This is a genomic window from Mycobacterium decipiens (assembly GCF_963853665.1).
Lineage (GTDB): Bacteria > Actinomycetota > Actinomycetes > Mycobacteriales > Mycobacteriaceae > Mycobacterium > Mycobacterium decipiens.
On sequence record NZ_OY970459.1, the window covers coordinates 5,220,912 to 5,230,974 of the forward strand.

The 10,063-nt window shown below is 63.8% G+C and carries 11 protein-coding genes and 1 pseudogene; 7 read left to right on the forward strand and 5 right to left on the reverse strand.

Going from position 1 to position 10,063, the window contains the following annotated elements:
- The first annotated feature begins 351 nt into the window (after nt 1-351).
- The 5 genes from AADZ55_RS23065 (at nt 352) to rraA (ending at nt 2,872) form a co-directional block, all read left to right on the forward strand.
- Nucleotides 352-750, forward strand: coding sequence for a helix-turn-helix transcriptional regulator (locus tag AADZ55_RS23065; protein WP_085324713.1), 399 nt, complete (start codon nt 352-354; stop codon nt 748-750).
- 154 nt (nt 751-904) lie between these two features.
- Nucleotides 905-1,561, forward strand: a complete 657-nt coding sequence (locus tag AADZ55_RS23070) for a DUF6474 family protein (RefSeq protein WP_085324666.1) — start codon at nt 905-907, stop codon at nt 1,559-1,561.
- 11 nt (nt 1,562-1,572) lie between these two features.
- Nucleotides 1,573-1,857, forward strand: a complete 285-nt coding sequence (locus tag AADZ55_RS23075; protein WP_085324667.1) for a hypothetical protein — start codon at nt 1,573-1,575, stop codon at nt 1,855-1,857.
- A gap of 108 nt (nt 1,858-1,965) precedes the next feature.
- Entirely contained in the window at nt 1,966-2,382 is a 417-nt protein-coding gene (locus tag AADZ55_RS23080) for a nucleoid-structuring protein H-NS (protein ID WP_085324668.1), read from the forward strand.
- A 16-nt stretch (nt 2,383-2,398) separates the two neighbouring features.
- Complete coding sequence (gene rraA, locus AADZ55_RS23085) at nt 2,399-2,872, forward strand: ribonuclease E activity regulator RraA (RefSeq protein ID WP_085324669.1); 474 nt, start codon at nt 2,399-2,401, stop codon at nt 2,870-2,872.
- 8 nt (nt 2,873-2,880) lie between these two features.
- On the opposite strand, the gene AADZ55_RS23090 is transcribed toward rraA, so the two are convergent.
- Nucleotides 2,881-4,350, reverse strand: a complete 1,470-nt coding sequence (locus AADZ55_RS23090) for a flavin-containing monooxygenase (protein WP_085324670.1) — start codon at nt 4,348-4,350, stop codon at nt 2,881-2,883.
- 76 nt (nt 4,351-4,426) lie between these two features.
- Here AADZ55_RS23090 and AADZ55_RS23095 point away from each other — a divergent pair, with 76 nt between their 5' ends.
- Both AADZ55_RS23095 and dinB read left to right on the forward strand, forming a co-directional pair.
- Entirely contained in the window at nt 4,427-5,074 is a 648-nt protein-coding gene (locus AADZ55_RS23095; protein WP_085324714.1) for a TetR/AcrR family transcriptional regulator, read from the forward strand.
- A 42-nt stretch (nt 5,075-5,116) separates the two neighbouring features.
- Nucleotides 5,117-6,314: pseudogene (gene dinB, locus AADZ55_RS23100) on the forward strand (DNA polymerase IV); the annotation flags it as partial.
- Here dinB and AADZ55_RS23105 read toward each other — a convergent pair.
- The 4 genes from AADZ55_RS23105 to AADZ55_RS23120 all read right to left on the reverse strand — a co-directional run bounded on the left by AADZ55_RS23105 (nt 6,306) and on the right by AADZ55_RS23120 (nt 9,521).
- Entirely contained in the window at nt 6,306-7,313 is a 1,008-nt protein-coding gene (locus AADZ55_RS23105) for a PHP domain-containing protein (RefSeq protein WP_085324672.1), read from the reverse strand. The pseudogene dinB and the gene AADZ55_RS23105 overlap by 9 nt on opposite strands.
- Nucleotides 7,314-7,323: 10 nt before the next feature.
- On the reverse strand, nt 7,324-7,755 hold the full coding sequence (locus AADZ55_RS23110) for a hypothetical protein (protein ID WP_085324673.1): 432 nt from the start codon (nt 7,753-7,755) through the stop codon (nt 7,324-7,326).
- 397 nt (nt 7,756-8,152) lie between these two features.
- Entirely contained in the window at nt 8,153-8,503 is a 351-nt protein-coding gene (locus tag AADZ55_RS23115) for a hypothetical protein (protein ID WP_085324674.1), read from the reverse strand.
- 538 nt (nt 8,504-9,041) lie between these two features.
- The gene (locus tag AADZ55_RS23120) at nt 9,042-9,521 is read right to left on the reverse strand and encodes a hypothetical protein (protein ID WP_085324675.1); all 480 of its coding nucleotides are present in this window, start codon (nt 9,519-9,521) and stop codon (nt 9,042-9,044) included.
- Nucleotides 9,522-10,063: the final 542 nt, after the last annotated feature.

The following is a 10,063-nucleotide window of genomic DNA, read 5'->3' on the forward strand; positions in this document are numbered from 1 at the left end:
CCAGACAGCAAAGCACTATCTCGGCGGGTCCCCGTCTGCTGCCGGTTGCCCGGAGTCGGGCATATCCGGCCGACACGGTCGATGTGATCATTTCGCCGAACCCGCGCGCGACAAAATGGAGCGCATGTTCTCAGCGTGTTTTCTGCGGATAACCTGTGAAATCCGTTCATCTTGTGGACACGTCACCGTTTCGGTTGGACGCTCATCTGGAGTGCTCTCGTTGACCGCGTGCAACACCGGTACCCGATCCGCTCAGGTTTGCACTTGGTTGTAGACACAACTGTCGCTACCATGATCAGCAAATACATATAGATAACCGTTTGCTCCTGGAGCCCGGTGGAGGTCATATCGATGAGCACGACGTTCGCTGCCCGCCTGAACCGCCTGTTCGACACGGTTTATCCGCCCGGACGCGGGCCGCACACCTCCGCGGAGGTGATCGCGGCGCTCAAGGCGGAGGGCATCACGATGTCGGCTCCCTACCTATCGCAGCTACGCTCCGGAAACCGCACGAACCCGTCGGCGGCGACCATGGCCGCCTTGGCCAACTTCTTCCGCATCAAGGCGGCCTACTTCACCGACGACGAGTACTACGAGAAGCTCGACAAGGAACTGCAGTGGCTGGCCACAATGCGCGACGACGGTGTGCGCCGGATCGCGCAGCGGGCCCACGGGTTGCCTGCCCACGCGCAGCAGAAGCTCTTGGACCGGGTCGACGAGCTGCGCAGCGCGGAAGGGCTCGACGCTTAACCCCGCCACGCGTTCGACACGCTTTGGTCCCGGATAGCGGCGGACCGGTCCGCCCGACCTGGCGGGTTGCCGTCCGGCTGCTCCGATTAGGGTTGGCCCAGCGATCGCGCACACGCACGGCGATAGTCGACGAGATACCGGGAGGCGGCCGGCAATGGGCCTGTTCGGCAAGCGGAAGAGCCGCGCGACCCGTCGCGCTGAGGCCCGCGCGATCAAAGCCCGCGCCAAACTCGAGGCCAAGCTGTCCGCCAAGAACGAAGCGCGCCGCATCCGGGCCGCCCAGCGCGCCGAAGACAAGGCGCTCAAGGCGCAGCTCAAGGCCCAGCGGGACAGCGACCGGGCGGCGCTCAAGGTCGCCGAAGCCGAGCTCAAGGCGGCCCGCGAGGGCAAGTTGCTGTCACCGACGCGGATCCGCCGGGTGCTGACGGTTTCTCGGCTACTCGCCCCGATACTGACGCCGGTGATCTACCGGGCGGCGATGGCTGCTCGCGGGCTGATCGACCAGCGTCGCGCCGATCAGCTGGGAGTTCCGCTGGCACAGATCGGCCGGTTTTCCGGGCATGGCGCTGGGTTGTCGGCGCGGATCGGTGGAGCCGAGCGATCGCTGCGGATGGTGCAGGAGAAGAAGCCCAAGGACGTCGAGACCAAGCAGTTCGTGTCAGCTGTTGCCGATCGGCTCGCCGATCTGTCGGCGGCCGTCGCGGCCGCGGAGCACATGCCGGCCCAGCGGCGCCGGGCGGCGCACTCCGCAATCTCGTCGCAGCTGGATGGCATCGAGGCGGACCTGATGGCCCGGCTCGGGTTGACCTAACCGCCGGCGCGATGACCGCACCCCACACGTCACACCCGTCTCGTGGTGGTCCGTCCGTCAGCGGGAAGCGCGCCGTAATGACCGCGGGTATGGGCCTTGTACTGGCCACCTTGGTGCTGATCGCGATCGCGAACCCGGCAGTGGCGTTTGCGCACGCCGCGCAGGTATCCACCGGTGCACCCGGATCCGTGGTCGCGGCCACCGACGCCAATGACGTCCCGACGTGGCCATTCGTCCTGGGGACAGTGGCGGTGGTCGCGGTGGCCGCATTGTGGGCCGTGCGGCGCCGGCCCTAGGCAATCAACCTCGGTAGCCCGGATGACTCAGCAACGTGTGCTGGCATGATGGGACCCGAGCGTTCTGCGACCTAGTGAGCGACGACAAAGCTGTAAAGGAGCGGCCGCATGGCAGACCCGCAGGATCGACCCGACAGCGAGCCTGGCGACGCACCCACACCGCCGGCTAAAAGGCAGCCAGCTAAGAAGGCCGTCAAGAAAGCACCTGCAAAGAAAGCACCCGCCAAAAAGGCACCCGCAAAGAAGGCACCCGCTAAGGCCGCTAAATCCGCACCCCCGACGGTGGGCGAGCAACCGCCGGCGGCGCCGGTCGGTTTGCAGCAGCGGATCGAAACCAACGGCCAGCTTGACGCGGCGGCTAAAGATGCAGCGGCACAAGCGAAATCGGCCGTGGAGGGTGCCAACGACCCACTGGCGGGAAGCACGTCGACGCCGTCACCGAGCCACTCGCCCGTGCCGCTGATCATTGCAGTCACGCTCAGCCTGTTGGCCTTGCTGCTGATCCGGCAGCTGCGCCGCCGCTGAACGCGGTGGCAGCGCGGTGACCATCTCGTTTCGGCCAACCGCCGATCTCGTCGACGACATCGGGCCCGACGTGCGCAGCTGTGACCTCCAGTTCCGCCAGTTCGGCGGCCGATCGGAGTTCGCCGGACCGATCAGCACCGTGCGGTGTTTTCAGGACAACGCGCTGCTGAAGTCGGTCCTCTCGCAGCCAGGTGCGGGCGGCGTGCTGGTGATCGACGGCGCCGGGTCGCTGCATGCCGCGCTAGTCGGTGACCTTATCGCTGAATTGGCCCGCTCCAACGGCTGGAACGGGTTAATCGTCCATGGCGCGGTGCGAGACGCCGCCGCGTTGCGCGGCATCGACATCGGCATCAAGGCGCTGGGCACCAATCCCCGCAAAAGCACCAAGACCGGCGCCGGAGAGCGCGACGTCGAGATCACGCTGGGCGGGGTGACATTCGTTCCGGGCGATATCGCCTACAGTGACGACGACGGCATCGTCGTGGTCTAGCTGCTAGCCTAAACCGGCACGGCGACAGGCTTTTTGGCGAACCGCATACCCTCATCGTTGATCTTGCCGCGCCGGATGAGTCGAACATCGCGCAGGTAGTTCTGATTCAGGCGCCACGGGGTGCGCGAGCCCTGCTTGGGCAACTCGTCTAGCGAGCGCAGCACATAACCCGGGGTGAACTCCATGAACGGCCGCTCTTCGATATCTGAACCCGGTTGCTCCACTACCACGGCGTCAAAGCCGTTGTCGTCCATGTAATTCAACAAGCGGCAGACAAACTCCGACACTAGGTCGGCCTTCAACGTCCAGGAGGCATTGGTATAACCAACCGTGTACGCCATGTTTGGGATGCCGGACAGCATCATGCCCTTGTAGGCCATCGCCTTGGTGATGTCCACTTGTTGTCCATCGACGGTAGCTGTCGCCCCGCCAAAGAGCTGGAGGTTCAACCCGGTTGCGGTGATGATGATGTCGGCCGGTAACTCGCGACCCGAGTTGAGTCGGATTCCGGTGGCGGTGAACCGCTCAATGGTGTCGGTGACAACCTCGACCTTCCCGTGCCGAATGGCCCGGAACAGATCGCCGTTGGGCACCAGGCATAATCGCTGGTCCCACGGGTTGTAGTGCGGTCCGAAGTGCCTTCGCACGTCGAAGCCCTCGGGCAGCTGGCGCTGGACCAAGCCCAGGAACATTTTCCGCATCCGCCGCGGCCATTTCTGGCAAGCGCCGTACACGGCCGCCTGCCGCAGCACGTTCTTCCATCGAACTGCGGTGTAGGCCAGGTTCTCCGGCAGCCAGCGGTTGAGCTTCTCGGCGATGCCGTCCTGCTCCGGTTGAGACACGATGTAGGTGGGTGAGCGCTGCAGCATCGTGACGTTCTTGGCACCCGAATCCGCCAGCGCCGGAACGAGAGTGACGGCGGTTGCGCCACTGCCGATCACGACAATGTTCTTGCCTTCGTAATCGAGATCCTCGGGCCAGTGCTGCGGATGGATGATCGGGCCGGTGAAGTCTTCCGAGCCGGCGAACTTGGGCGAGTACCCCTGGTCGTAGTTGTAGTAGCCACTGCACAGTAGGAGGAATGAGCAGGTGAGCATGCTCGGCGTGCCGTCGCTGTCGACGTGCACGGTCCAGCGGTTCTCCGAGGTCGACCAATCGGCGCTGATCACCTTGTGATTGAACCGGATGTGCTTGTCGATTCCGTACATGGTCGCGGTGCTCTTGACGTACTCGAGGATGGGCTTGCCATCGGCGATCGCCTGGCGCTCGGTCCACGGACGGAAGCGGAAACCCAGCGTGTACATGTCGGAGTCGGAGCGAATTCCGGGGTAACGGAACAGATCCCAGGTGCCACCCATGGCTTCCCGCTTCTCCAGGATCGCGTAGCTCTTGGTGGAGCAACGGTCCTGCAGGTGCCAGGCCGCGCTGACACCGGAAATGCCGGCGCCCACGATGACGACGTCCAGATGCTCAGTCATGGACCCACGCTATCAACGCAATGTTGACTCCGTCAACGACGTGTCGAAACTGTCTACACGTAGTAAGCTGCCAGTCGTGACCGCCTCCGCCGCCAGTCCGGCTTCGCTGCATCGGGGCCGGCGCACCCCGCGGCCGTCCGGCGACGACCGTGAACTGGCGATCCTTGCCACCGCCGAGAATTTGCTTGAGGACCGACCACTCGCCGATATCTCCGTCGACGATCTGGCCAAGGGCGCCGGAATCTCACGGCCAACGTTCTACTTCTATTTCCCTTCCAAGGAAGCGGTGCTGCTGACCCTGCTGGACCGGGTGGTCAACGAGGCGGACACTGCGCTGGAAACCCTGATCGATCGGGCGGACACCGACCGCGACAACATGTGGCGCACCGGGATCAACGTGTTCTTCGAGACGTTCGGATCGCACAAGGCTGTGACCCGGGCCAGTCAGGCCGCCAAGGCAACCAGTGCCGACGTCGCCGAACTGTGGTCGACGTTCATGCAGAAGTGGATCGCCTACACCGCCGCGGTGATCGACGCCGAACGCGACTGCGGTGCGGCGCCGCACACCCTGCCGGCACGGGAGCTGGCCACCGCGCTCAACCTGATGAACGAACGGACGCTCTTCGCGTCATTCGCCGCCGAGCAGCCGTCGGTGCCGGAACCTCGCGTGCTGGACACACTGGTACACATCTGGGTGACCAGCATCTACGGCGAGACCCGCTAGCTCGGATTCGTCTCGCGACTTGTCGGCCGTGCGTGCGAACATATGTTCGTGCGGTGTGAGGCTTCCATCCTGCACGCGGATCTGGATTCGTTCTATGCGTCCGTCGAACAGCGCGACGACCCGGCGTTGCGTGGCCGTCCGGTGATCGTCGGCGGTGGGGTGGTGCTGGCCGCCAGCTACGAGGCCAAGGCCTACGGCGTGCGCACCGCGATGGGCGGGGCCCAGGCACGACGGCTGTGTCCGAACGCCGTGGTGGTACCGCCGCGAATGTCGGCCTATACGCGGGCCAGCGAGGCCGTGTTCGACGTGTTTCGCAACTGCACACCGCTGGTGGAGCCGGTCTCGGTGGACGAGGCGTTCCTCGATGTCGGCGGGTTGCGCCGGGTTGCCGGCGCACCCGTCCAGATCGCTGCGCGGCTGCGCGCCGATGTTCGCGACCAGGTTGGCCTGCCCATCACTGTCGGCGTCGCCCGAACGAAGTTCCTCGCCAAGGTCGCCAGCCAGGAAGCCAAGCCCGACGGCTTGCTGCTGGTGCCGCCGAATCGGGAACTGGAGTTCCTTCATCCGTTGCCGATTCGCCGATTGTGGGGCGTTGGTGCGGTGACCGCCGACAAGCTGCACACGCATGGCATCAACACCGTCGCCGACGTCGCCGAGTTCAGCGAGTCGACGCTGGCGTCACTGCTGGGTGCGGCAATGGGCCGCCAACTGTATGCGCTGGCCCGCAACATCGACGGTCGCCGGGTGACCACCGGCGTACGGCGCCGATCTGTCGGTGCGCAGCGTGCCCTGGGCCGCGCCGGCAACCCCATGTCGTCCGCCGAGCTCGACGCGGTGGTGGTCACCCTGATAGATCGGATCACCGGCCGGATGCGCGCCGCGGGGCGGACCGGGCGGACCGTGGTGCTGCGACTGCGGTTCGGCGATTTCAGCCGGGCGACCCGATCACACACCTTGGGGTGGGCAACGGCGTCGACCCAGCCCATCCTTGGCACCGCCCGACAGTTGGTCGCGTCGGCCGCGCCCGCCATCGCGGAGCGCGGATTGACGCTAGTCGGCTTTGCGGTGTCGGGCATCGACCGCAGCGGTGCTCAGCAGCTGATGCTGCCGTTTACCGGGGTTTCGCTCGGGGTCGACACTGCCGTCGACCAGGTGCGTCGCCGGTACGGCAACGCCGCGCTCATCCCCGCGGTGTTGGTCGGCCGGGATCTGGGCCTCGAGATGGGCGCATCTACCCGACTGCAGCCCACTGCAACAGCTGCTCGACCGGCCAGCTGTTGACGATGCGGTCGACGGGAATACCCGCGGACAGTGCGCGCTCCGCGCCATACCCGAGAAAATCCAGCTGACCGGGCGCGTGGGCATCGGTATCAATACTGAAGACACAGCCGATGTCGCGCGCGAGGTTCAGCAGCCTGGTCGGCGGGTCACGGCGCTCCGGACGGGAATTGATCTCCACCGCGGTGCCGTGATCACGACAGGCGGTGAACACCGCCTCGGCGTCGAACTTCGATTCGGGCCGGATCCCACGGTCACCGGCGACCAACCGGCCTGTGCAGTGACCCAGCACATCGGTGTGGCCGTTGCAGACGGCACGCACCATCCGGCGGGTCATCGCGGCGGAATCCATTGAGAGCTTCGAGTGGACGCTGGCCACCACGATGTCGAGGCGGTCGAGCAACTTGGGTTCCTGATCCAGGCTGCCGTCGTCGAGAATGTCGACCTCGATTCCGGTGAGAATGCGCATCGGTGCGAAGTTGTCACGCAACCGCTCGATCACGTCGAGCTGTTCCCGCAGCCGATCCGGCGACAGGCCGTTGGCAATCGTCAGCCGCGGCGAGTGGTCTGTCAGCGCGCAGTACTCGTGGCCCAGCCCCGCCGCGGTGGTCATCATCTCCTCGATCGGCGCCGACCCGTCCGACCAGTTGGAATGCAGGTGCAGATCCCCGCGCAGCGCGGCACGGACCTCGCCGCCACCGAGATCCTGCGCAGCGGCACGCAATTCGACCAGAATGTCGGGCTCACGGCCGGCCCAGGCCGAAGCGATCACCGTTGCGGTTTTGGGCCCGATGCCCGGCAGTGACTGCCAGCTATTGGCCTGGCCGTGCCGCTCCCGCGCTGCGTCGTCAAGACCCTCGATGATGTCGGCGGCCTTTCGATACGCCATGGCGCGTCTGGGATCTTGGCGGCTTCGATCCTTGTAGTAGGCGATCTGCCGCAGCGCGGTTACCGGATCCATCGCTGCTGACTCACAACAGTTGCCCGACGACGAATCCGGCGAAAATCACCGCGAATCCACCCATCTCGCCCACGATAAGCGAGGCCATCGCGACCTCGATTCCGCGCGTAGGGGGTTCGAACTGGTTGATGGTGTCGCGTCGAGCACCGTGGACGATATAGCTTGCGATGGCGGCCACGAAAAAGAACACCACCACCAGCGCCGCGGATAGATTTACCCATCCCGGCCAGACGCTGAGCTCGACGAAGGCCGCGATCAGCAGCGTCGCGAACGCGTACAGCAACGCCGCGCGGTGCGCGATGTCGACGTATGGGTGCGCACGGTGCTCATCGGTGACCATGATCTGCCGGTACTTCCACACCCCAAGACCAAGCGCCAGAAGAAAGATCAGTCCGGCCGCCAACATAGTGAGCTTGGTGTCGATTCCGAGGGCGTAGGTCATTGTCGGTTCGAGTCTAAAGCGTGTCGAACGACTCTGGTGGAAGGTGAGTGCCGGCCTTCTCGGGCGTCGTCACCGCGCCGCGGGGCCACACCAACGGGCGTCGGGCAATCGGGAACACACCACACCCGCTTCGTGATCGTGTCAATCGATCGCAAAGCGGGTGTGGCGCGGATGGAGTTGCCGATCCAGATCTTCCACCGGAGCCGGCTCAGTACGTCGTTCGCGCCGTAGCTGGACCGAGTGGCGTTGTCGTTGCCCGAGCCGGCGTTTCGCACGGCGTCGGCGTCACGGCGTTCGGGATATCCTCGGCAACATTGATGAAGCTTGGCCGACAAGAATGTCAACCCTCGCGCAGCCGAACCCGGCTACGCCTTGAACGACATCCCTGAGGGGCCGGCTAATTCGCCGCATCCGGCTGGGTTGGCTCCGGCGAGTATTCCATGATGATAGGTCCAGGCGAATTCTCCACACCTTGGCCTGGTATCAGCTGCTCCAGGCCCAACTCATTCGGCTCCTGCTGCAGTGCCAAGTCATTTCCTTGCGCATTTCCCGGCGCATCCAACGCAATTGGAAAACCGTTGGGATCGACCCCATTTTCGGCGAACATAATTTCGGGGCCCGCATCCGGATCGGCCGGAATCCGCGCGGAAGCGATTGGAGCAAAAGCCACGAGCGGCAGTGCGATCAGCGCACCGGCTACGGACACCCGAGTGAGGTTGTTCAGCCGCGCTGTCTTGGAGTGAAACACGACATTCCTTTCTGTCGAATGGCGAGCACAAATTGGCAACTCGCCCTGAAATCGGCGATCAAACAAAGCTTATCTGGTGCCGAAAGCCGTTGGTAAATAGCAACGTTCAAAGCAGACTTCCACGCTGCAGTGAACTAACTAGTGATGGCAGAGATCGGTGCACTCAACGCCGACAACGCCGCATCAATCGCCCAAGGGAGCCTGTAGGCAATGCGGACCGATGCACTACGTTGAGCGGTTCGGCTATTCTAGGGTGCTACCGTCCTGTGCCAGAGCCCGAGATCAACTGCCGGGAAAGGCCAGGAGAAGCAAGGGTTGGGTGTGCATCAGCCAACGTGATATGCAGGTCGGTCCCGACCGTCCTGTGCTTGCTAACCACATTCCGGACATACTCCAACCCAATCCGTGGGCGGGCTGTAGCCAAACTACGCGAATGCCACCATCACCGCGCTTGCACCGCCTCAACCATCACACCGTCGAGATCGAGCAGCAGTGAACTACCTCAACCGTGCCCGCGCTTCTTGCTGTCCTGGATCGCCTAGTCGCCTGTCGGCTGAATGTCGGGTGCGTCTACCGCAGCCATCAAATCTGCCACAATCTGGTCATCCATAGGCAGCGGACTCAGAGGCGGAGGACTCACAAGGACGTCTTCAATACCCTGAATCCATACCTCGCGGGGAATGTCAATTTCCGGGCCCGGCAAGGCCAGATCCTCGTCATCAAGGGCTAGAGGTGACGGTGGCACCGGCTCCTCCAGCTGCTCCAGACCCAACTCGTTCGGCTCCTGTTGCAGTGCCAAATCATTTCCTTGCGCATTTCCCGGCGCATCCAACGCAATTGGCAAACCGTTGGGATCGACCCCATTTTCGGCGAACATAATTTCGGGGCCCGCATCCGGATCGGCCGGAATCCGCGCGGAAGCGATTGGAGCAAAAGCCACGAGCGGCAGTGCGATCAGCGCACCGGCCACCGCGGGCCGGGTGAAGTTGTTCAGCCGGGCAGTTTTGGAGTGAAACACAACATCCTCTCTGTCGAACGGCGAGCACAAACTGGCAACTCGCCCTGAAATCGGCGATCAAACAAAGCTTATTTGGTGCCGAAAACCGTTGGTAAATAGCAACGTTCAAAGCAGACTTCCACGCTGCAGTGAACTAACTAGTGATGGCAGAGATCGGTGCACTCAACGCCGACAACGCCGCATCAATGGCCCAAGGGACGTGCCGGGCATCCGAAATCTACTGCCGGGCAAGGTAGGTGACTGCGCGTCAACGCGGACAGGTAACACAAAATTCCTTCCACCGAAGCTCGCGGTGAACTTCTGATTACGGGGAACCGACGGGTACAGATATTAGACATACATCCAATACAGCTCCAAACTCAGCACGCCGCAGGTGATTAACCGCACAGGCGACCGTGTCGGGACGGCAGTTCGTAGGCGGGTCGATACACGAAAGTGCCTGGCCTGCCGAACCGATCCGCATCGCAGCCCGGCGATTGGTCGCGTCCCCTTACCGCCGAGCGGGTTGCGGTGTCGGACATCGACCGCAGCGGCCGAGCTGA